Origin of the sequence: Mesorhizobium sp. WSM3864 (assembly GCF_002294955.1) — a bacterium.
Lineage (GTDB): Bacteria > Pseudomonadota > Alphaproteobacteria > Rhizobiales > Rhizobiaceae > Mesorhizobium.
This window is the reverse complement of record NZ_NSGD01000025.1, coordinates 21,137-42,704: the sequence shown is the minus strand read 5'-3', so window position 1 is coordinate 42,704 and position 21,568 is coordinate 21,137. Positions and strand designations below refer to the sequence as shown.

Genomic DNA, 21,568 nt, shown 5'->3' with positions numbered 1-21,568 from the left:
ACGCGGGCGCTGCCGGATTGAGCGACGCGCGACGCCTGTCTTTCCAGACCCGATGAGAGCCGGGCCAAATGCGCAAGAGTACCCCATGAATCTCCTGACAGATGACATCCCCCGCAAACGTCGCCTTCGCGCGGGTATGGTTGGAGGAGGACGAGGTTCCTTTTTTGCAAGCCGGCATCGAACTGCCATGCGGCTAACCAATCGTTTCGAACTGGTGGCAGGCGCGTTCTCGTCTGACCGTCACTCCTGCATTGAAGCCGGCAAGGCCCTAGGAGTGGCTTGGGACCGCACCTACTTCAGCTTCAGTGACATGGCAGCGGCGGAAGCGGCGCGCGATGATGCCATTGAAGTCGCGATTATCGTTACGCCCAACCATCTCCATTTCGAGCCGTGCAAATTGTTTCTCCAAGCGGGGATTCCCGTCATCTGCGAAAAGCCACTGGTCCACTCCTCAGAAGAGGCGCGCGAGCTCCAGCGGATCGCTGCCGCAAACGAGACGTTCTTCGCCGTAACATACACCTATACAGGCTATCCAATGGTCCGAGACGCCCGCGCTCGCATCCGCGCGGGCGAAATCGGCCAGGTACGCTTCATGCATGTAGAGTACCTGCTGGAATGGTTGGTCAACGATCCCTCGAAGTTGGGCAAGGGCGGGGTATGGCGCGGCGACCCGGCAAAAGCGGGACCGACGGGCGCGCTGGGGGATATCGGAACCCACGCCTTCAACATCCTCGAATTTGTTTCCGGACTCCGGTGCACCGCACTCAACGCCAATTTGATGCGAACCGTTGACTCCTTCGGGCTAGACGACACTGACGTGATCCAGTTGGAATTCGAGGGCGGCGCCAACGGCCTCTTGTGGTCCTCTCTTGCCGCTCCGGGCCACCGCAACGGCCTGCGTTTCAAGATCGTCGGCTCGAAGGCCACCCTCGAGTGGCGTCAGGAGGCACCGGAGACACTCACGGCGTCCCGCCTCGGCGAAGGCGACCTTACCTATCGTCGCGGCCACGGCGACATGTCCTCGGATGCGCAACTTGCGACCAGTCTGCCGGCGGGCTCTCCTGAAGGTTACCTCGAGGCACTCGCCGTTCTATACAGCGATTATGCGACTGCGCTTGAAGCCGGCCGAAACTGGCGAGGTGCGCTCCCGGTGCCAATCGCAGACGTTTACGAAGGGCTGCGGGGCGTTATGCTTTCCGAGATCAGCGTCAGTTCTTCAGCTTCCAAATCGTGGATTGCCTTCCCCGGCTCCGAGCGGACGAGCCAATGATCTTCTAAATCCTTGCCAAGGTGACACATGTCAAAGCCACCGGACTCATCATTCTTGCACCGTCTCGCTGATTTGGCGGATGCCGAGACGCTGCCCCGCTATATGGTCGAGCTTGCCGTCGATACCAAGCCGAAGCCCGGATATAGATTCGATCCGGTGACCGAGGCGGATCGAGAAGCAGAAATCGCGTTACGTGCAGCTATAATGGCGGAGTTTCCCGAACACGCGGTACTTGGCGAGGAATTCGGCGAGACGGGCAGCGGTAGCGACTGGCGTTGGGTGCTTGATCCCGTGGACGGAACTCGACCTTTTATCTGCGGCATTCCCGTCTGGGGAACGCTCATCGGTCTGACGGTTCGCGGGCGCGCCGAGATGGGGATGCTCAGCCAGCCCTATATCGGCGAACGGTTCTGGGCGGACGCGACAGGCTCATGGCGCCGGCGCGCCGGTGAGCCCCAGCCACTCAGGACGCGTGGCATCGACACCCTCTCCGACGCCATTCTCCACACCAACTCCCCCGAACATTTTCACGGCGATCTCAAAGCTGGCTTCGAGCGGCTGAACAGCGCGGTCAAGATGACCCGGTACGGTGGGGAATGTTATGCCTTCGCCATGCTAGCGGCGGGCCGGATCGATCTGGCGGTTGAACCTTCCCTGCAGCCCTACGACATCGTCGCGCTGATCCCGATCATTGAGAAGGCAGGTGGTGTGATCACTCGTCTCGACGGCGGCCGAGCTGAGGAAGGAGGCCCCGTCCTTGCCGCCGCGACGCCGTCGCTGCATCGGTTGGCACTGAATGAACTCGTCCTGAACACCTAAACTGCAAGACATTCAAGCGATTGAACGGGTAGCGTGAAAGTCGGGTTCGTCAAAGCCGAATATAGGGCCGACGAGTAATGCTCTTAGTCGGTTCGCATTTCACATCTGGATCATGTCCGAACCGTCGCCCAGATATTGCAGCACTTCCCTCGGGATGCCTGGGTCGCTCCTGTCAATCACGGTAAGTTCCTTGAGGTGACTGCGTTGGAGCAGGCCCGGCCCCTTGTAGTGCAAGGCGACCTTCGTCGAATAGGGCTGTCGGAAGGCATTGGCGGCAATGCCACTGGCGATGCCGAACATGAAACGCTTCGCATTTCGCTTGACCTGGGCATAGACACCGAAGGTGAGCTCATTGCTCTGGATGCCTTCGAAATCGGCCGTAAACAGCCGGTCCGCAACTGGGAAGCTGAACCCGTAGTACTTGAAGACGTATTCCGTTCTTCCCGGCCGGTCGAAGCTCGGGAACCGCTCGATATAGTAATGCTGGAGAAAATTATTATTTCGATAGAGGCAGAATGCCGATTTTAGAATGAAACCTTTATAGATCGATGAAAACTGATATCGGTCATAGACACCCAGGATCTCCGAATCCTGCACACTACCGTCGAAGACAATATTCGAGAGGAAGTTGACAAACTCCGGCAGATGGCGCGCAGTTGACATCGCATGAAAAAAGTTGCCGTCAATCAGCGTCCTGAACTCCTCGGGGTCGGAGAAGAGGATCGGAACGCTCAATCCGAAGAAGTTAGCGATCGTACGCAGGTTGGCGCTGGACGGCACATGGGCGCCAGAAAGATATTTGTTAAATTGTTGCCGATTGACGTTTAATTTGCGACAAACAGCGGCGACAGACCCGTGGCGATCGCACAAGGTCCTCAAATTTGCCGCGAGCGCGGCGGTATCCCCCGCGATGTGGTTCACCTCGATCGCCTCCCCTATGACGCGAACAGACGCTATCTGTACGTCAGTTTAATGCAGACTTCAACGAGATGCGAAGTTGGCTGCCAGAGGCGAATGCGCCCATACTTGAGGCCAGATCAGGAGCGCCCGGCATGGCAATTCACGGCAAGACTGGGTGGTCAGTTATGGGGACCGGCACCATTGCCACGGAGCAGATGGTCGCGGGCATCAGAGCGCAGGGGCATACTCCGTTGTGGGTGGTCAGCCGCCGAAAGATGGATGCAGCTCATTTCGCTCAGGATCTCGACATTCCGCAATGGACGACCAACCTGTCGGATGCCCTCGGCGATCCTAGGGTCGAGTTCACCTATGTCAGTGCACGTCTGAGGCGGCGGGCCCATTACATCACCGCCGCGGCCAAAGCTCGCAAGAACGTCCTTTGTGACGGACCGATCTCCGAAAACAGCAAAGTGGCCGCTGAGCTTGTGCGTCTGTGCGACAGCGCCGGGATTGTGCTTGCGGTACATCAACCATTCCGTGCGTCGGCCATCCACCAGACGATGCGCAGACTGATCCTGGATGGTGACATCGGGAAGGTGCAATCGATCCTTCTTACCCGCGAAGGACCGTACAAGCCCGCAGCCAAGCGCAGAAAGGACGATCTCGACAACGAGGGCGACATCTATCTCGACATGTCCGTCGACGACATCGACCTTGCCAGGTTCCTGACGGGTGGAGAACCGCGCGAAGTCTCGGCCATTTGCACTGTTGCCGATGGCAGACCCAACCAGATTTCCTATTCCTTCCAACTCGACGATGGCAGTCTGTTTCATGCATTCGAAAGTTTTGCGATCGCCGACCTGGAAAGCACGGTTGTGGTGGCTGGAGATCGCGGCACGCTGATCGCCCACGGTACGCTGAATGGCAAGGCTTCGGGTACGCTCATGCGTCGGCACGCAGCCAAGAACGAGCTCGTGCCGGTTCGCGACGGGGACTCGCATGTTGCTGCAGTCGAGGACTTTGTCAGCGCCGGGGAGCGCAGGCTGACCTGGCTGGCACGGGGGTCAGATAATGTCGCCGCCCTGCGCGCCGCGGAGGCTTTGGCTAAGGCCGCCTCGAAGCGCCGCACCGCCACAGTTCAAGGAGGGCAGCCAACGAGGGGCCTTCAATCTGCACAGGATGCTGCGGGCCAGTGACCCGCACCAGAAAGCGAGGAGCAAGAGCGGCCTAGACGTGCCTGGTGTCACGGGATGGCTTTCCCGAATACCCCATTGCACGGGAGATCTGCCCTGCGATCTCTGCAATTCGCCCTCCAGTCGAGGGGACATCCTCGTCGGTAACACGCGCGATTGGCCCACTGATGCTGATGGCGCCGAGCGGGCGTCCCGATTGATCGAAAACAGGCGCGCCGATGCAGCGACCTCCTATGGCGGACTCCTCGTTGTCGATCGCATAGCCCCGCTCCCGGATAAGTGGGAATTCGGCACGCAATTGGTCCACGGTGGTGAGGGTGTTATGCGTGTAGCGGGGCAGCCCCGGCTGCTTCAGCAGCACGTCCACTTCATGCGGATCAAGCCAGGCGAGAATGGACTTTCCGAGAGAAGTGGCGTGCCATGGATTGACTACGCCCACGGACGCTCCCTGACGCAACGTCTGCATGGCCTCGATACAGTCCACGACAATGACCTCGTGACGCAGCCAAAGGGCGAAGCTGACCGTCTCGTTGAACTGTTCATGCAAGGTTTCCAGATAGGGATGGGCTACCGTTCGAACATCTCTGCGATGCAGTGATTTCTGCCCAAGAATATAAAGCCCAATGCCCAGCACATAGCGATTTCCATTCACCTTTTCGATCAGCCCATGCCCGACGAGACTGGCCACATAACGTGACGTGGTTGGCTGTCCCAGCCCGACCTCGCGCGCGATCATCGACAGCGACATGGGCTGATCAGAGCGCTCAAGAACGCGCAAGACTGCAACCGCCCGATCGACAGCGTCGAAGCGGGCACTTTTTTCCTCGTCGGTGAACAGGTCGTTTGGCAAGATCGTTCCAGCGAATCCCGTAGCAATCGCCCCTTGGTGCTCCAAGTCGAGCCGGTCGTCAATTAAGTCGCGGCGCGGCGTCCAACAACATTCTTGTGTAAGAGTGCTTTGGCGAACGCAGGACGTCATTCGTTCGTCCCGCCTCAACGATGCTCCCATCCTTCATGATTATGATGGATTGTGCAATTTCGGAGACCAGCGGCAAGTTGTGGGTTATGAAAAGCATCGCAAGGCCGTCCTTCTTCAGATCGAGCAGAAGCTCGACCACGGCCGCCTGCACAGACACGTCGAGAGCCGAAGTGATTTCGTCGCACACCAGAAGCTTAGGTTTGACCGCGAGCGCGCGGGCCACGGCCACGCGTTGACGCTCACCTCCCGATAGATCGCCCGGGTAAAGATTGACAACCCGTTGCGGTAATCGAACCCGGTCAAGAAGCGACCGCACTTCGGCACCGACCCTTGCTTTGTCAGCCAGCCCCGTCAGGCGAACGGCGCGGGCGATGCTTTGCGCGATCGATTCCTTTGGGTTGAGCGAGCGGTCAGGATTTTGGAAGACGATCTGCATGGCGCTCAAATCTGCCTTGGAGCGACTTGAGACGGCGAACGGCATCAAATGCCCCTCGAACAACAAGCCGCCCGAAGCGTTGCTGTGCAAACCGGTCACGCATCGGCCCGTAGTGGTTTTGCCGCTGCCGCTGCCGCCGACAAGGCCGACGCACTCGCCTTTGCCGACCGAGAATGAAACGCCGTGCACGACCTCGACGTGGCCATGAGCCGCGCGCAGGTTCTTCACCTCGAGGACGCTCTGGATTTTGGCACCGTCGGCCTCGGACGCCCCCGCAGGACCATCGGTTACCAGTCGTGGAATAGCGTCGAGCAGCATGCGCGTATAGTCGTCGCTCGGTGCTGCGAAGACCTGCCTGCGGCTCCCCTGCTCGACGATCCTTCCAGAAAGCATGACGGCCACCCTGTCGGCCACGACGTTCACGACCGCAAGGTCATGGGTGACGTAGACCACGCTGGCGCTGCTGGACTTGACCAGCCTCGCTATCAACTCAAGGATCGTTTGCTGGGTGGATACGTCCAGGCCCGTGGTGGGCTCATCCATCACGATGACCTGCGGAGCCGTGACGAAGGCCATGGCAATTGCGATGCGTTGCAGTTGACCGCCGCTGAGCTCGAAGGGATAGCGTCTCAAAAACTTTTCATCGTCTGGGAGATCGACGCTCCGCAACGCGTCACGCATCAGTTGCTTCATGCCGGTGCCCGAATGGCCGTGCGCCGCAAGAAGCTCGGCCATTTGCTTGCCGACTGACATGCGGGGGCTGAAGCTCGTGGTCGGATTCTGTGGAACCAGCGATACTTTGCCGCCCTGGAAGGCACGTTTCCTCCGGCCCGAGAGTGAGAGGATGTCGGTGCCGCCAATCAAAATGTTGCCGGAGGAAATGCGCATTCCCGGCCGCGCAAAGCCTAGCAAACTCAAGGCGACTGACGTCTTTCCAGATCCCGATTCACCGATGATGGCCAGGACTTCACCCCGCTTCACATGAAGGGAGACGTCGCTGACGATTTCGCGGCCGTTGAGGTCATGCATGAAAAGCGATTGCACAACGAGCGGGATTGCTTCGGTCATTTCAAATCTCTTTCGACCGACCGACCGAGCGCGCAAAGCTGTCGGCAAGTACGTTGACGGCAACGGAGAAGGCAGCAATTGCCAGAGCTGGCGCGATTGCGATCCATGGCGAGATCGTGATGCCAATCCGGTTTTCGCTGATTATCAGACCCCAGTCGGCCGCCGGCGGTGGCAGGCCCAGGCCCAGGTAGCTTAGCGAAGCGTAGAGGATGATCGACCCGCAAAGTCGGACCCCGAAGTCGGCCAGGACCGGTGTCAGCACGTTGGGCAGGATGTCAAGGAAGCAGATTGCGGCCCAGCTTTCCCCGCGCGCGAAGGCAGCTTCGACGTACTCGTTCTTTGATATGTCCATCGTGATCAGTCGCACGATACGGAAGATGCGGGGTGAATGCAGGATCACAATCCCTATGATGACTGTGGGCAGGCTTGGCCCGGTCGAGGCGAGAAGGACGAGAAGAAAGATGGCCGGCGGGAGCGCGTAGATCACGTCGGAAATGGCAATCAGAAAAATATCCAGCGGGCCTCGCCGCAGGCCCGAGTAGATGCCAAGCGGCACCGCGACTACATAGGCCGCCACGGTCGCGCAAAGCGCGACGACGAGCACAGTCCTCCCGCCATAGAGAAAGCGACTGAAAGTGTCGCGCCCCAGGAAGTCGGTTCCGAGCCAATGCGCGTGGGTTATGGGCGCGAAGGGAGCCCCGACGATTTCATCGAAGGCGTACGGACTGAACAATGGTCCGAACGAGGCGAGGGCAACGATGATGATGACCAGGACCAGAGCGATGCGAGCTGCTGGGCTCGCCAGGGTCAGGCGCAGGACGGAGCGGCGCATACGGTCAATCTCTCCGGCTAGGTCGTGCCGCGCGCCACGCGCAGCCTTGGATTAAGAAGAAGGATCAGCGCTTCGGACACCAGGTTGATAAGCACATAGGTCGCCGTGATGATCAGCGTGATGGCCAGCACTGTCGGCATGTCTCGGTTGATAACCGCTTCCGAGAGCGCGCTGCCGATGCCCGGCAGTTGAAAGACGGACTCGGTGACCACCACTCCGCCGGCCAACCAGGCCGCATTCAACGCGATCGTCTGGATGCTGGGTGTGATGGTGTTGGGGAGAACATGACGTAATAGCACCCGCGCGGGGCTTATGCCCCTCAGCCGTACCATATAGATGTATTCGGCGTTCAACACTTCGAGTGCCACCGCCCGCACCATGCGTACGACCTGGGCCAGCGTTGTGCCGAGCAGGGTCAGGACCGGCAAAATGAAAAGGGTCGATTGAGATGAAAGCGGAAGGCTGTCGTTGATCAGCGAAACCGGCGGCAACCAACGAAGATAAACCGCGAAAAGCACAATCAATACCGTGCCGATTACGAACTCAGGCAGGGCAACGGTCACGATTGTCGGAACTGATATCAGGTGGTCGGCCAATCTGTCTTTGTAGATCGCCGCGGCAACGCCGAGCACGAAGGAGAGCGGTATCAGCAGGAGCAGCGATGTGACCGTCAGTATCAGGGTGTTGACGGCCCTCGGCCCAATCGTCTCCCAGACTGGCCGGCCGGACGGAATTGACCGGCCGAAGTCGCCGGTGAGCGCGCCCCCGATCCAGCTGGCATATTGCACGACGGCCGGCCGATCCATGCCAAACTCGCGCCTGAGCGCCTCCACCGCCGAAGGGTCCGCCTTGGCACCGAGCGCTGCCCGGGCCGGATCTCCCGGCAGATATTGGGTCGCGGCAAAGACGACAATGGAGACGGCAAAAAGAGTGACGACAGCCAGGACTATTCTTGTCAACAGAAGCTGCAGCAAGGGTTTATTCAAGGGGTCTCACCTTCAGAGAAAGGGAGCCGCCGCGGCTTGGCTGGCCACGGCGGCTGCAGTTTACCCGAGATAGACGCTTTCGAACTGATAATAGCCGAGATTTCTCTGGGTGGAGGGAACGATATTCTTGACTTTGGCGCTGGCGGCGTCGAGAAGATCACGGAAGCCCCAGATGATGTAAGCTCCCTCGTTCCACAGGACCTTCTGAGCCTCCACATAATATTCGCGGCGCTTGGGGCCATCGAACGTGGTTCTTGCCTTGCTTACCCACTTGTCGAACTCGTCACTGGTCCAATCCGGTTCGTTCCAGTAGGCACCCCGGGCATAGCCTTGGCCGAACTGGGATTCGAGAGTGTGCTGTCCCCAATCCGAACTGCCCATCTGCGTCTTTTTGAAGTTCGGACCGGAATAGTAGCTGTCGGGCGGCACGACCAGAAGTTCGATATTGACGCCGATCTTCTTGCCCTGGTTGGCGATGAGCGTAGCCGACGCCTGCATGCCTGGAGCGGCATCCGAGGTGTAGAGGGTGATCGCTTGGCTATTGTCAAAGCCCGCCTGCTTGAGCAGCGATTTCGCCTGATCCGGGTCGTAAGCGCGTTGCGGCAATTCGGAGGCGTAGTCTGGATCCGTGATGCAATGCAGGTCGTTGCCAATCCTGCCATATCCCGATAAGGCGTTGTCGAGCAGTTGCTGGCGGTCGATCATGAGCCGGAACGCCTGGCGGACGCGCACGTCCGTAAAGGGCTTCAGGTTCGTCATCATGAATTGGTCGGTCGTGGCACCGCTCTTCGAGCGCAGCAGGGTGAGTGCGGGATTTTCTTCAATCAGGCGCGCAAGACTTCCATCGAGCTGAGCCACGGCATCGACTTGGTTGGCCACCAGCGCATTCATGCGCGCGGTCGGGTCGTTGATCGCGATGAATTCGACGCCATCGACATATGGCTGGCCGGGCGTGCGATAGTTATCGCTGCGTGCCAGCGTCACCCGCTGACCGCGGGACCATGACACAAACTTGAAGGGCCCGGTCCCGATCGGCTTGTCGAAGTCGGTCGTGCCGTCCTTCATGAGGAACATGACCTTGCTGCCCAGCACTTGCGGCAGCAGCGCATAGGGCTGCTTCAATTCGACTTCGACCGTATTGGCGTCGAGCGCGCGTACCCCTTTCGGCTCCATGAGCGGCGCCAGGTTGGGGTAGGCATCGGCCTTGTTGTCGGAATTGAGGATGTACTGGATGGTGTAGACGACGTCCTTGGCCGTGAAAGGCGCGCCGTCATGCCAGACCACACCTTTCTTGAGCTTGATTTTCCAGACGTTGCCCTCGGCGTTGTGAGTGAAGTCATCCGCCAGCTTGTTGTAGAGATTGCCATCCTTATCGAAGTCGGTGAGCCGGTCGAAGATCGACTGGGCGACCGCGAAATCCATATCGCCTGTCGAGATGAAGGGGTTGAGCGACGATTTCGCCCCGGCTGCGCCTAGACCGACGCGGAGCGTCCCTCCCCGCTTCGGTTCATCGGCCAGGGTCGGGCGAAGGCCCGCCCCGGCAAGCATTATACCGGTGCCCAACATCAAGCCTGTCTTCAGCACATCGCGCCGCCTGATAAGCGTCGAACGTGCCTTTGGGCGATTTATGTCCTTGCTCATTCCACATTCCCTCCTGTTTAGATGGTTTTCTTCGGCTTATTCATTCAACCAATGGACGGAGCGCCCGCGCTGGCCACGGCTTAGGCAAGCAATCCTGCAAGCTTGAGGGCCTTCAGGATCTTTTCCTGATCCTCCTTGGCCAGGTTGCCATTGGGCTTGCGCGGTTCACCAACCCTGCGGCCTTGAGCGTTGATGGCAAACTTGATGCGGGCGGGGAAATTCACGCTCTTGGTCATCTCCCGTGCGAGCGGCGCGATCTTGTCCGTCAGCTTCCGGCCAAGGACGTAGTCGCCCGCCGCGTGGGCGGCGAAGATCTCCCCGTACTGTTTCGGGATGACGGTGTTGATGCCGGAAATCGAGGCCCGCGCCCCAAACAGAAAGCTCGCAATGTTCACGCTGTCCGCGCCAGCGGCAATGGCGACCCGATCGCCGACGGTCTGGACGAGTTCCGTCACCGGCTCCAGCGCCACTTCCTTCACGCAGATGACTTCGGGCAGCTGGGCTACGCGCTGCATGACGGCAGGGGGGTTGAAGAAGTGGTTATAGTAGATGATGGGTAGAGAGGTCGCCGCCCCAACATCCTGGATGAACTTCTCCAGCCCCTCCCCCGATGGGGTATTATAGATTGGCGGCCCAAGCATCAGCGCACAGGCGCCGGCCTGCTTGGCTAGCAGACCACGCTTGATGGCGTCGCGGGTTGTGGTTGTGATTATCCCTGCGATTACGCGCAGCTTGCTGTTGGCCGTGGCTGTTTCCACCAAGAGCTCGAGTTCTTCTGCGGAAAGCTCATCCCCCGAACCTGTGCTTCCGCCGACCACGGCAAGGCGAATGCCGGCGCTTTCCATGAACCGAAGCTCACCCTTGAAGAGCTCCAGGTCGAGATCACCATCAGGTCCAAAGGTCGAGACGAGCGGCGGAATAATCCCCTTGATCTCGTCCTTTTGAAGCACAGTCGCCATTGCCAATCCTTATTTCACTCAGTGAAAGTAACTATTACTGAATGAACATCCCGCGAAGTGCCGAGGTTGTCAAGAGCGTTTCGCGGCGGTGGCTCCGAATGCACAGGATCGGCCACTCGCTCCTGGTTTCGGTCGGCCGGACCCGTTCGCCTGTCAGAACGCATCTCGTTGTGTAGGGTCAAAAGCCGTCTCGGCGACAAGCGCGGCCGGATGCCGATCGTTGTGGCGAAGCCCGCAACTCGCGGCGCGAGTTGGCATCAAGCAGGTGCGCGGCCAAGGCGCCAAGACCTTGCATCTTGGGGTGGCGACCGCGCTTGTACTCGATGCGGGCCAACACCTCAGTCGATCCGTAAAGATCGCTGTTCTTGGGAACTGGAACGGACCATCTCCAAACGCGATGCGTAACATCCGTCACTCGGATCGTGATTTCCGGTGTCCTGCCACGTCGCATCACTGGCGCCTTGGCAGGGAACGCGTAGGCCATGAAGTCGGTCGCCGTTGCGCCAATCGAAATCGCGATGATGAGGGATCAAGCGGGCTGAGCCGCTGTCGTCAACGGCCAATTGCGGTCAGCTATTGTCCGTTGCGCAGATCGCTGATCTTGGCCACAGAAAGCTGGACGTCAGAGAAAACAGCCGTCGTCCCCTCGCCCGTCGGCGATTGAACGCCCAACCCTATGCGCACCGGCCGCCTTTCGACGCCGGGCAGAGTGAACCAGCGCAGGAAATTCCAGTATTTGCCGTCTTCCGAAAAATGGAACGCGATCGTCTCGCCATCGCAATAAGCACGCAGCCACACGTGGGCGCCCGAATGACGAGGACCGTCCGAGTCGTCGGATGTGCCGCGCGTCACCACGCTCACGATGGTCGGCTTACGCGCGGCAGAAAATTCGAAGGCGATCTTTGCCCAATTGTTGTCGTCGCACTCGATGAAGATCGCGCCGGCGTCGTAAGCGGAGGCGAAGTCGACGGAGACCCTGGCAGACAGCGCAAAATGCTGCTCGTCGATCTCGCGCACCAATCGCGTGACATTCGCGGCCCGGCTTTTGCCGCTCGGGGCGAAGAACCAGTCCGTGTTCGCGTTGGCCCGCAGCAGCACCAAGGCGTTCTCGATTGCCGCGGAGCCGTTGTCAGCCCCCTCAACGCGCATGCTGTCGAGCTTCATGTTGTTTCCTTCACTTCAACAAATTCCTCCGAGAGCCGGCCGGTTTTGACCGGCTTAAACTGCGCTGAGAACGGACCTCGGCGCCAATGCTTGATACCGCCCGCGAAGCGCGCCAAGGATCGCCGAATTCAGGGGTGGAGTTCTATGGCGAGCCACACCGAATCGGTATCCGCGTAGTAGCGGTGCCATGGGTAGGTCCACTCATTCTTGCCGGTAACCCTGCAAAACGGGTCATGCGAATAACCGACGGGCATCACAACGTCTTCATAAATTGTCGTTTCGTCACGAATTCGAAATTTCTGCATCCGGCCGGAGCCGTGGATTTGCGTGTGTGTTTCAAGGAAGCGATGCTCATTGTGAATGAAGCAGTCAGTGTTTCCCGGCGACCACCAAAGGTTCAGCTTGAGCGTGAACGTCTGCGGGGAGCCGGGTGCTGCGCGCTCGTTGGTGAATACCAAAGGATCGGTGCTGACCGTGCCGATCTCATCCTGCGGGGAAATGAACAGCGGCGTGTCGCGTGGGAAGCTCTTGATTCGATTGCCAAGCCAGTCCCAGCCACGAAACATGCAGCCGCCGAGATTGGTGGCTTTTCGCACCTTCAGAAGCGCCGCCCGTTCCGCGGATTTGATTTGCCCGCCCTTCAGCCATGTCGATTTCCAGGCAGGCACGATCGCCGGATGCTCATCTCCGGTGATCATCGCGCTGGGGCTGACATTCACAACGACAGCGTCTTCAACGGGATAGTCGTGGACATCTTCGACGAGCTTGGCGAAGATGAAGTCGTCGGCAAACGAAAGGTCTCTCGTCTGGTTCGGCACGGTTTTGTCGTCCATCATCAGGGTAACCTGAGCCCGACCACACCACAATGCGGACGCCAAAAGAAGTGCGCGTCTGGACGATTCTTGTCGTAACTTGACGTCAATTCTGCGCCATATTGCGAAGTGCGCCGGTCCCGGTGGGTAAGCCGGCAATCGGGTGTCTTCGAAAGACTGGCTCTCAGGGCGGCAGCGATGCCAGGCAAAGAGTGACCTCACCACAGCGAACTTTCTCGCTCGGCGCGTCACATTGCTTCCATGTTCCATGCGTTGCGAACTTGTCATGAGCTCTCGATGTTTGCCTACTGGGCGAGATTGGCAGAGGCAGCTTCGACATTGCGTCGTATCGATGATCGAACAGGAGATCTGCCGCGCCAAAATCCGGCATGAAACCCGACCTCAGGCTGGAGCTCGATCAGAGGATCTCGACCCCATGACAAAGTATGGCTCGGCCCTCTTGGGCATCCGACCGCGGGATGAAATTGTGCAGACCAACTGTGACTACATAGTCGTTGGCGGCGGCTCGACTGGATGCGTGGTTGCCGCGCGGCTTTCGGAAGATCCTGATGCCTCGGTCTTCCTGCTGGAGGAAGGCCCACGCGACTTCAATCCCTACATCCATATCCCGGGTGCCTACTATAAGACCGCACAAGGGCCCCTATTGAAAAGGATTCCCTGGGAACCAACCGCAGCCCAATCCCGTGTCGAGCAGCCGACGATGGTCCAGGCCCGGGTGCTGGGCGGCGGCAGTTCCGTCAACGCGATGATCTATATCCGCGGCGCGCCATCCGACTATGCGCGGTGGGAAGCGCTCGGCGCGGATGGCTGGAATTATGATGATGTGTTGCCCTACTTTCGGCGGTCGGAAGACAACAACCGGTTCTGCAACCAGGCCCACGCCGTAGGGGGACCGCTAGGCGTTTCCGACATCGACCATATCCACCCCCTCACACGCGCCTGGCTGCAGGCGTGCCAGCAGGCTGGGCTGCCCTATAATCCTGATTTCAATTCCGGCGATCAGGCCGGCTGCGGTCTTTACCAGATCACCGCCAAAAACAGGCGGCGCAGCAGCGCCGCAACGGCCTTCATCAAACCCGCCCGCCACCGACCTAATCTCCAGGTTCGAACGGGTTCCACGGTCACGCGGATAATTGTCGAAAAGGGGCGGGCCGTCGGGGTCGAGTATGTAGCGAAGGGCCGCAAATGGGCCCTCATGGCCAGTCGCGAAGTAATCTTGTCGGCAGGTGCGATTGCCTCGCCGAAATTGCTGATGTTATCAGGGATCGGTCCGGCCGACGCTTTGCGCGGACATGGCATTCCTGTCGTTGCCGATCTGCCCGGGGTCGGACAGAACCTGCAGGACCATATCGAGATATCGCTCGTCTATCAGTTGAACGGGCCCCACAGCTACGACAAATACAAGAAGCCGCACTGGAAAGCCGCGGCTGGCCTGAACTATCTACTGTTCAGGGATGGCCCGGCTTCTTCGAACCTGATCGAAGGAGGGGCGTTCTGGTGGGGCAACACAAGCGAAGCCATCCCTGATGTGCAATATTTCATGGTCGTGGGTGCGGGCATTGAGGAAGGGGTCGACGCCGTCCCGGGCGGAAACGGCTGCACGATAAACCTAGGACAGATCCGGCCTCGGTCTCGAGGGGAAGTGACACTGAAAAGTGCCGATCCTTACGCCAACCCACGCGTGGCGCCGCGGTATTTTTCCGATCCCTATGATCTCGATGCGGTGGTTGAAGGAACGATGGGGGTGTTCGACATCATGGAACAGCCGGCCATCGGGCGCTACATAGCATCGAGGCAGGTCCCTTCCGCCGCAACAGCGACGCCGATCCAAGTAAGAAGGTTCTGCCAAGAGACCGCGCATGCAGCGCTTCATCCCGCCGGCACCTGCCGCATAGGCCATGACGATATGGCGGTCGTCGACCCCAGGCTCCGCGTTCACGGTCTCGAGGGTCTTCGCGTGGCGGACGCATCGGTCATGCCAACCCTCATTTCGGGCAACCCCAACGCTGTTTGCATCATGATCGGCGAAAGAACAGCGGATTTCATCAAACACGGAGAGTAGGATGGCCCGATCTCCCTCCAACCCGCCCTGAAGATTTGTCCGATGCCCGTCGGCCAGTAGGTCCCTATTTGGCACTATTGCACGGAACTTGGCTCCAATCACAAGCTGCATTCCGTTGCCAACGCCTGGTATTGCGAAGCTTCAAAGCCGTTGAGTTGTGTCCAAGGGATGGCCAGGGCCGGATTCGGCCATTCCATCCTCGCGGAGCCGCCGGGACGACAATGAGTGGCCCGCGATCGGCATCGGCAAGCCATGCATTCCGCGTCGGTCTGCGTCGGTTATCGGCGAATTGCGAAATTGCACAGTATCCGCGCCGGCCAATAACTGTGACATTTGAGCGAAATGATGCACCTCATTGGTGAGGTCTCCAAGAATGGGAAATCGCTTCCTTGCGGGCATGGCCAGTGGCCTGGACGAAGACGACGATGACCAGGCGGAGGTCGACGACAGTGAAGGAAAGCTCGACGCCCCCGTTAGCGATCCAAAACAGCCGTTTGTTTTGCAGCCTCTTCTTTTTGGGTGGCGGCGTCGGCATTGGGGCGTGGGCGTCCTCCCTTCCAGTTCTCAGCGTTCAGATGAACCTGGACAAAGGGCAGCTTGGACTGGTCTTGATTTGCTTCGCTCTCGGCGCGATCGCGATGATGACCAATGTCGGCCGCTTGGTGGCAATTGTCCCAAGCAATGTGCTCAGCCTATCGGGTTCGGTCACATTCGGCGCCGCGCTGTTGGCTCTGCCTTATGCCGGGGGAGCCCGTTCGCTGGCGCTGATTGTCTTCTTTGGCGGCGCCGGGTTTGGAACGCTCGACGTGTCGATGAACACTGACGCCTCGGCATTGGAGCGTCTCATGCGTCGTCAGGTGATGTCCTCATTCCATGCCGCGTTCAGTTTCGGAAGCTTGGCCGGCGCTTTTGTCGTGGGCAAAATACTGTCGCGCGGCGGCGCTCTGAACCTTTGCCTCGGGGTGACGGGAATTTGTGTTGCGCTGGTTGCGCTCGTCGCCTGGTCTGGATGGAATAGGTCGAGCTGGATCCACAGCCCTCCCGCCGCAGCCGAGACGGGGGATGCTCAATTCCATAGCACCTTCAGAACCCATCTCTTCCTGCTCGGCGGCCTGGCATTTCTAGGAATGCTGGCCGAGGGCGGAATGATGGACTGGAGCGCGATCTACATCGTGACGCGCAGCGGTGGGGCAGAAAGCACGGGAGCCTACGGCTTTGCTGCATTCGCGACGATGATGGCTTTGGGACGGTTGTTTGGTGACGCCATCGTCAACAGAATCGGCCAGATGCGAATGTTGCGATACTGCGCAGCGGTTTGCGCAGGCTCGGTGGTCGCAATGATCCTGATGGGCGGCAATCTTGCCGTCGTTCTCGCGGCGCTCACTATATGTGGTCTGGGCCTTGCTAATATAGTGCCCACTCTTTTTGCAGCCGCCGGCCGTGTGGGCGGCCCGTCTGTTGCTCGTGCCATGTCAACCGTGACGACGATGGGATATGCTGGACTGCTGCTGGGGCCGGGATTGCTGGGGCTGATCGCTCAAATCTTCTCGCTCGCCGCCAGCTTCGCCGTCATCGCGCTGGCATTCGTTTCCGTTTCTTTTTCGGCGCGGTCCCTGATGCGGTGACGAAGTCTTTAGGCCGAAGACGCCAACCGCCACTTGGCAGGCTCCTCCGAGGCGGCGAGTGCTGCAAAGTTGACAGCGCGACCTCGACGCCAACGAATGGGCAGATCAAGTGGGATGGCGACCAGTAATGATTGATCGAGGCGCCTACCGTGTGCGATAACCGTTTCGGTCGTGGGCGTCAGCCGACTGCAAAAGCCAATCGAGGGCGTCGGCCAAGCCGCCCTCGTCGCAGTTGCCGCCACAAAAGTGCGCAATGGTGCGGATTGGAGCAATCGCGTTGGCAACGGTCAGCCGCGTTTTCGACCAGCGCAGAAGAGGCAGGTCATTGGCGGCATCACCTGCAGCGGCACAGAGCTCGGCAGGCACATCGTCGGCAACCAGTTCCGCGGCTAGAACTTGACGGCGGCATCTCGCGATTTCGTGGCTTGGCGGCGCGACGGCGCATCATTGAGGAGCCGTTGACAGGTTCATGTAAGCGTTTACTATTCTGGGGCGTTGGTCGCTACATGTGAGCTCGCGAGTCGACCGCTTGTTAGAGATCTTCGAAGGGACACCATGAACTCTCAGGATCAAACGCCCGCTGTCTTGTCGCGGATCTTGAAATTTTCCTGCGCTTTCTTGGCTCTTCTCATCTTTGCAGAACTCTTTCCACCCGCTATGTCCATGCTGGCCGAACAAAGTGCTGAACGCGGCATGATTGCCCAGGCGCAGTCTTCAGCGGCTGAACACTACCTATCAGCCCTGCTCGACAAGACGCGGTAGCGCAAGGCGATCCCGATTTTCGACGCTTTCGCCGGCACGTTTTCCAGGTAGCTCCTTCCCTCGACTGGCACCGGCGACAGAGGTTCCCAGCTTTGGCAGGGCGGCCTGCGCAGCAAACGACTATCATCCAGACTCATTTCCCTGACGCAGCCCGTTCCCGGCATCCAAAGCATGAAAGACCTCAGCGACTTGGCAGACGAAGCGCTGCTGGAAATTGTCCAGCGTCAGACGTTCAGGTACTTCTGGGATGGCGCGCACCCGGCAAGCGGCATGGCGCGCGACCGACAGCGGCTTGCGCCCCGGGCCGACAATGATCTCATCGCCATAGGCGGCACGGGTTTCGCGGTAATGGCCATCATCGTGGCCGTCGAACGCGGCTGGATCGCTCGCGATGACGCGATCGAGCATCTGAGCCGCATAACCCTTTTCCTGGAAAAGGTCAGCCGATATCACGGCATGTTTCCGCACTTCGTCGATGGCCGGAGCGGGAAGACCATCCGCTTCGCTCGCAACGACGACGGTGGTGATTGCGTGGAGACTGCCCTGTTGTTCCAGGGCCTCTTTTGCGCGCGCCAGTACTTTTGCCGGAAATCTGTTGCCGAGATGCGCTTGCGAGAGCGGATCGACCGGTTGTGGCGAGCAATCGAATGGAAGTGGTACTGCCGCGACGAGCAAACGCTCTACTGGCACTGGAGTCCTGGCTGCGGATGGGCGATGAATTGCCCCGTGTCGGGATGGAACGAAGGACTGCTGCCTTATGTGCTGGCAGCTGGCTCTGACACCCATCCGATCAGGGCCGGCGCCTATCACAGGGGGTTCGCCCGCGACGGCCGGATGTGCAACGGGAAGAGTTTCTACGGCACAGTCCTTCCACTTGGGCCGGACTATGGAGGGCCCCTGTTTTTGGCCCAGTATTCATTCTGCGGGCTGGACCCTCGGCGCCTGAGGGACCGATATGCGTATTACTGGCAACAGAATGTGGCCCATACGCGCATCAACTACGAACATTGCGCTCGCAACCCGCACGGGCATTCCGGCTATGGCGCCGATTGCTGGGGACTAACCTCGGGCCACGGCCCATACGGCTACGTTGCGCACGCGCCGGACCATGACAGGGGCGTTATTACCCCAAGCGCAGCCTTGTCTAGTCTTCCCTACACGCCGGTGGAATCCATGCGGGCGTTGAGAGGCTTCCTCACAAAACCGCTTCATCGCATCTGGGGAAGTTTTGGATTTGTCGACAGCTTCAGCGAGAACCTGAGTTGGTTCGCTCGAACCTATCTGGCGATAAATCAGGGGCCGATCATAGCGATGATCGAGAACCACCGCAGCGGGCTGATCTGGGAACTCTTCATGAGCGCGCCTGAGGTGCGCGAAGGGTTGAGCGTGTTGGGCTTCGTCGAGATCTAGGCCGGCTGACTGCGACATCCACAATGACTGGCGAACTCTGCGCCAGAACCCAATGGGGTGTCGGTTCAAGGCGATAGCAACGGCCGTGCCCGTAGCAGGGCCTAGAGCGACTGAGAGGATTTCAGCAGTTCAAAAAATCATAATCCCATTGAGCTAAAGAATGTAAACGTTTACAAGACTCCTATGCTGGAACGGGCTCGCCGATCATGAATGGAAGTCATTCCTCACCCTCCGGGCAAGGAATTCAAGGCCTGGTCAACCAGGCCGAGATGGTCGTCGATCTTGAGGCTGTGCGGGAGAACTACAGGCGCTTGTGCGCCATCGCTGGAGGGGTCGATTGCGCGGCTGTCGTGAAGGGCGACGCCTATGGGCATGGCATGATCGCGTGTGCGATCGCGCTGCGGCAAGCGGGCGCCAAAACCTTTTTTGTGGCAACTGCCAATGACGGCGTGGCGCTTCGAACCGTGCTCCAGGGGGCAACGATCTGTGTGCTGGGCGGTTTTCTGCCCGGGGAAACGGAGGCATTTGTCGTTTCGAACCTCCTTCCCGTCCTCAACAGCCGCAACCAGATCGAGGAATGGCACAAGGCAGCGCATAGGATTGGGCGCCCCCTCGACTCGATCATCCATTTCGACACCGGCATGAACCGGCTTGGGCTGCTTGCGGACGATGCCGCATGGCTTCGCGAGAACTTGTCTCTCCTGTCGCGAATTCCGCCCATCCTCTATATGTCGCACCTCTCGGCTGCCGACGATCTCGATTTCGAGCGGTGCGAATTCCAGCGCAAGGCTTTCCTGAAAGCAGTCAGTGGGCTGCCTGCCGCGAAGCTGTCGCTGGCCAATTCGGCTGGCGTCTATCTGGGAGAAAACTATCTGTTCGGCATGGTGCGACCCGGCAAGGCGACATTCGGGATCAATCCGCTGACGGGCCGTAAAAACCCAATGTTGCAACCGGCCAGCGTCATGGCGCCGATCATCCAGGTCAAGACGATCAAGCGCGGTTCGCCGGTCGGTTACAGCTCGACATATCGGCTGGTCGAGCAGGCTAAGATCGCTACTGTCGCGGTCGGCTATGCCAACGGCTACTCCCGAGGCGGTTCAAGCCGTGCCACGGTCTATGTTCAAGGTTTCGCAGCCCAGGTTGTCGGCCGCGTCTCGATGGATCTTCTGACTGTGGATGTCTCGGCCGTTCCAGACTGGGCGCTGGCGCCAGGGAGCCCGGTTGAAATTCTTGGCCCCAATGTTCGCGACCACGATCTCGCGAAGGCCTGCGGGACGATTGAGCACGAGGTCTTGATTTCACTTGGCCATGGTTGCGCACGCCGTTACGTCAATGAATAGCTCGCGCCATCGTGTTGGCTGCCCGAGCATGGACCCGCTCCCAGGCTGTGCCAGGCACTCGGCCGCCAATGGGCACCTGACGTGCTCGTTGGCAGCCCCGAAATCACAGGCAGCGGGGCGGGTTGCTGGCAACTCGCGGTCATCGTGACAGACCCGCCCTCAGACGAACTCGCTATCTACCGCAGCTTCCCCGATCTTGTCGCTACGCTCGAATCCATTCTGCTGCGCAACGGAACGTCGGATGACGTCGCTCGCGTGCTGGCTACGAACTGTGCGAGCGCCGAACGCGATGGCTCGCAAAGCCACGGCCTGTTCAGGATGACCGGTTATGTGAAGAATCTCAGGAGCGGCTTTGTCGATGGCCGCGCCGTCCCGCACATCCGCGACGCGGGGAGTGCCTTTCTCTACGTCGACGCCGGCAACGGCTATGCCAGACCGGCGCTGGAGTCGGCCATGCCGCGAGCTATCGACAGGGCCCGATCGGCCGGCGCGTGCGTGCTAGCGATCGGCAATGCCCACCATAACGGGCCACTTTGGCTTGATGTCGAGCCATTCGCCGAAGCCGGACTGGTCGCGCTCGGCGTGGTCAACAGCGTCACTTATGTCGTCCCTCATGGCGGCCGCAAGCGGCTCTATGGCACAAATCCAATGGCCTTTGCCGTGCCGCGCCTGGATGGCCAAGTGCTGCTGTTCGACCAGGCGACAGCAGCCATGGCTCATGGCGAGGTGGCGGTCGCGGCGCGCGAAAACAAGCTCCTTCCGGACGGGATTGGCCTCGACGCCTCAGGGCTGCCGACCCGCAGCCCAAAGGCGATACTGGAGGGCGGAGCGCTGCTGCCCTTCGGCGGGCACAAGGGCTCGTCCATCGCCATGATGATCGACATTCTTGCTGGAGCGTTGACCGGCAGCAACTTTTCCCATCAGGTCGACTGGTCGGCCCATCCCGGCGCGGAATCGGCTCATACGGGCGAAACCATTATCCTGATCGATCCGACTAGGGGAAATGACTCACCGAGGATGTTCACGCAGCGGATCGAGGAACTGGTCGCAGCGATGGTTGGCGCCGGACAGACGCGCCTGCCGGGCGAACGTAGACTCGCTGCCCGCAAGTTGGCAGCCGAGCGCGGCATCGCCATTGCGGCCGCGACGTGGAAGCAGCTGATGGCCCTGTGAGCGTGCGGCTGATCGCCCGATAGCCGTTCCGGTTACCGGGTTACCCAGACAAGGAGATACAAAGCCGCTGTCGCGACAGCCACCCAGCACCAGCCCCACAGGCGGGATCGTCCCTC

The 21,568-nt window shown here is 59.8% G+C and carries 19 protein-coding genes; 9 read left to right on the top strand and 10 right to left on the bottom strand.

What is annotated here, in order from left to right; translation table 11 throughout:
* The first annotated feature begins 85 nt into the window (after nucleotides 1-85).
* Together CK215_RS27740 and hisN are read left to right on the top strand one after the other, a co-directional pair.
* Complete coding sequence (locus CK215_RS27740) at nucleotides 86-1,270, top strand: Gfo/Idh/MocA family oxidoreductase (protein ID WP_095832836.1); 1,185 nt, start codon at nucleotides 86-88, stop codon at nucleotides 1,268-1,270.
* 27 nt (nucleotides 1,271-1,297) lie between these two features.
* Nucleotides 1,298-2,089: a histidinol-phosphatase gene (gene hisN / locus CK215_RS27735; protein ID WP_095832822.1), complete on the top strand. Its 792-nt coding sequence runs from the start codon at nucleotides 1,298-1,300 to the stop codon at nucleotides 2,087-2,089.
* 99 nt (nucleotides 2,090-2,188) lie between these two features.
* On the opposite strand, the gene CK215_RS27730 is transcribed toward hisN, so the two are convergent.
* Nucleotides 2,189-3,010: a helix-turn-helix transcriptional regulator gene (locus CK215_RS27730; protein WP_067330581.1), complete on the bottom strand. Its 822-nt coding sequence runs from the start codon at nucleotides 3,008-3,010 to the stop codon at nucleotides 2,189-2,191.
* A 131-nt stretch (nucleotides 3,011-3,141) separates the two neighbouring features.
* Between CK215_RS27730 and CK215_RS27725 the strand changes: the two genes are divergently transcribed.
* Nucleotides 3,142-4,185: a Gfo/Idh/MocA family oxidoreductase gene (locus CK215_RS27725; protein ID WP_095832821.1), complete on the top strand. Its 1,044-nt coding sequence runs from the start codon at nucleotides 3,142-3,144 to the stop codon at nucleotides 4,183-4,185.
* 31 nt (nucleotides 4,186-4,216) lie between these two features.
* Here the strand turns inward: CK215_RS27725 and CK215_RS27720 are convergent, their stop codons facing one another.
* The 8 genes from CK215_RS27720 to CK215_RS27685 all read right to left on the bottom strand — a co-directional run bounded on the left by CK215_RS27720 (nucleotide 4,217) and on the right by CK215_RS27685 (nucleotide 13,083).
* Nucleotides 4,217-5,032 (bottom strand): IclR family transcriptional regulator, encoded by an 816-nt coding sequence (locus tag CK215_RS27720; RefSeq protein ID WP_245418848.1) that lies wholly within the window; start codon nucleotides 5,030-5,032, stop codon nucleotides 4,217-4,219.
* Between the two features lie 58 nt (nucleotides 5,033-5,090).
* Nucleotides 5,091-6,665 carry an ABC transporter ATP-binding protein gene (locus CK215_RS27715; RefSeq protein ID WP_245418847.1) on the bottom strand — a complete coding sequence of 525 codons (1,575 nt, stop codon included), beginning with the start codon at nucleotides 6,663-6,665 and terminating at the stop codon, nucleotides 5,091-5,093.
* Between the two features lies 1 nt (nucleotide 6,666).
* Nucleotides 6,667-7,497, bottom strand: a complete 831-nt coding sequence (locus tag CK215_RS27710) for an ABC transporter permease (protein ID WP_095832819.1) — start codon at nucleotides 7,495-7,497, stop codon at nucleotides 6,667-6,669.
* 17 nt (nucleotides 7,498-7,514) lie between these two features.
* Nucleotides 7,515-8,471: an ABC transporter permease gene (locus CK215_RS27705; protein ID WP_245418846.1), complete on the bottom strand. Its 957-nt coding sequence runs from the start codon at nucleotides 8,469-8,471 to the stop codon at nucleotides 7,515-7,517.
* Nucleotides 8,472-8,543: 72 nt separating this feature from the next.
* The gene (locus CK215_RS27700) at nucleotides 8,544-10,124 is read right to left on the bottom strand and encodes an ABC transporter substrate-binding protein (protein ID WP_095832818.1); all 1,581 of its coding nucleotides are present in this window, start codon (nucleotides 10,122-10,124) and stop codon (nucleotides 8,544-8,546) included.
* 80 nt (nucleotides 10,125-10,204) lie between these two features.
* On the bottom strand, nucleotides 10,205-11,083 hold the full coding sequence (locus CK215_RS27695; protein ID WP_095832817.1) for a dihydrodipicolinate synthase family protein: 879 nt from the start codon (nucleotides 11,081-11,083) through the stop codon (nucleotides 10,205-10,207).
* Nucleotides 11,084-11,656: 573 nt separating this feature from the next.
* On the bottom strand, nucleotides 11,657-12,247 hold the full coding sequence (locus tag CK215_RS27690; protein WP_245418845.1) for a DUF1349 domain-containing protein: 591 nt from the start codon (nucleotides 12,245-12,247) through the stop codon (nucleotides 11,657-11,659).
* A 128-nt stretch (nucleotides 12,248-12,375) separates the two neighbouring features.
* Complete coding sequence (locus tag CK215_RS27685) at nucleotides 12,376-13,083, bottom strand: hypothetical protein (RefSeq protein WP_245418844.1); 708 nt, start codon at nucleotides 13,081-13,083, stop codon at nucleotides 12,376-12,378.
* A 412-nt stretch (nucleotides 13,084-13,495) separates the two neighbouring features.
* On the opposite strand from CK215_RS27685, the gene CK215_RS27680 reads away from it, so the two are divergent.
* Both CK215_RS27680 and CK215_RS27675 read left to right on the top strand, forming a co-directional pair.
* A complete protein-coding gene (locus tag CK215_RS27680) occupies nucleotides 13,496-15,142 on the top strand; it encodes a GMC family oxidoreductase N-terminal domain-containing protein (RefSeq protein ID WP_095832832.1) in 1,647 nt (548 codons plus the stop codon).
* Between the two features lie 449 nt (nucleotides 15,143-15,591).
* The gene (locus tag CK215_RS27675; protein ID WP_170950418.1) at nucleotides 15,592-16,767 is read left to right on the top strand and encodes an MFS transporter; all 1,176 of its coding nucleotides are present in this window, start codon (nucleotides 15,592-15,594) and stop codon (nucleotides 16,765-16,767) included.
* Between the two features lie 144 nt (nucleotides 16,768-16,911).
* Here CK215_RS27675 and CK215_RS27670 read toward each other — a convergent pair whose 3' ends face one another.
* Entirely contained in the window at nucleotides 16,912-17,133 is a 222-nt protein-coding gene (locus CK215_RS27670; RefSeq protein ID WP_245418843.1) for an HAD hydrolase family protein, read from the bottom strand.
* Between the two features lie 189 nt (nucleotides 17,134-17,322).
* On the opposite strand from CK215_RS27670, the gene CK215_RS27665 reads away from it, so the two are divergent.
* The 4 genes from CK215_RS27665 to CK215_RS27650 all read left to right on the top strand — a co-directional run bounded on the left by CK215_RS27665 (nucleotide 17,323) and on the right by CK215_RS27650 (nucleotide 21,452).
* Nucleotides 17,323-17,529, top strand: a complete 207-nt coding sequence (locus CK215_RS27665; protein WP_095832814.1) for a hypothetical protein — start codon at nucleotides 17,323-17,325, stop codon at nucleotides 17,527-17,529.
* Between the two features lie 171 nt (nucleotides 17,530-17,700).
* A complete protein-coding gene (locus tag CK215_RS27660) occupies nucleotides 17,701-18,939 on the top strand; it encodes a glucoamylase family protein (RefSeq protein ID WP_095832813.1) in 1,239 nt (412 codons plus the stop codon).
* A 269-nt stretch (nucleotides 18,940-19,208) separates the two neighbouring features.
* Entirely contained in the window at nucleotides 19,209-20,279 is a 1,071-nt protein-coding gene (gene alr, locus CK215_RS27655) for an alanine racemase (RefSeq protein ID WP_170950417.1), read from the top strand.
* A gap of 144 nt (nucleotides 20,280-20,423) precedes the next feature.
* Nucleotides 20,424-21,452: an Ldh family oxidoreductase gene (locus tag CK215_RS27650; RefSeq protein WP_095832831.1), complete on the top strand. Its 1,029-nt coding sequence runs from the start codon at nucleotides 20,424-20,426 to the stop codon at nucleotides 21,450-21,452.
* Nucleotides 21,453-21,568: the final 116 nt, after the last annotated feature.

What these genes read in the sequence shown, in the direction of transcription:
- CK215_RS27740 (WP_095832836.1), top strand. Translation starts at nt 86, where the DNA reads ATGAATCTCCTGACAGATGACATCCCCCGCAAACGTCGCCTTCGCGCG.
- hisN (WP_095832822.1), top strand. Translation starts at nt 1,298, where the DNA reads ATGTCAAAGCCACCGGACTCATCATTCTTGCACCGTCTCGCTGATTTG.
- CK215_RS27725 (WP_095832821.1), top strand. Translation starts at nt 3,142, where the DNA reads ATGGCAATTCACGGCAAGACTGGGTGGTCAGTTATGGGGACCGGCACC.
- CK215_RS27715 (WP_245418847.1), bottom strand. Translation starts at nt 6,665, where the DNA reads ATGACCGAAGCAATCCCGCTCGTTGTGCAATCGCTTTTCATGCATGAC.
- CK215_RS27710 (WP_095832819.1), bottom strand. Translation starts at nt 7,497, where the DNA reads ATGCGCCGCTCCGTCCTGCGCCTGACCCTGGCGAGCCCAGCAGCTCGC.
- CK215_RS27700 (WP_095832818.1), bottom strand. Translation starts at nt 10,124, where the DNA reads ATGAGCAAGGACATAAATCGCCCAAAGGCACGTTCGACGCTTATCAGG.
- CK215_RS27695 (WP_095832817.1), bottom strand. Translation starts at nt 11,083, where the DNA reads ATGGCGACTGTGCTTCAAAAGGACGAGATCAAGGGGATTATTCCGCCG.
- CK215_RS27690 (WP_245418845.1), bottom strand. Translation starts at nt 12,247, where the DNA reads ATGAAGCTCGACAGCATGCGCGTTGAGGGGGCTGACAACGGCTCCGCG.
- CK215_RS27685 (WP_245418844.1), bottom strand. Translation starts at nt 13,083, where the DNA reads ATGATGGACGACAAAACCGTGCCGAACCAGACGAGAGACCTTTCGTTT.
- CK215_RS27680 (WP_095832832.1), top strand. Translation starts at nt 13,496, where the DNA reads ATGACAAAGTATGGCTCGGCCCTCTTGGGCATCCGACCGCGGGATGAA.
- CK215_RS27665 (WP_095832814.1), top strand. Translation starts at nt 17,323, where the DNA reads ATGAACTCTCAGGATCAAACGCCCGCTGTCTTGTCGCGGATCTTGAAA.
- CK215_RS27660 (WP_095832813.1), top strand. Translation starts at nt 17,701, where the DNA reads ATGAAAGACCTCAGCGACTTGGCAGACGAAGCGCTGCTGGAAATTGTC.
- alr (WP_170950417.1), top strand. Translation starts at nt 19,209, where the DNA reads ATGGTCGTCGATCTTGAGGCTGTGCGGGAGAACTACAGGCGCTTGTGC.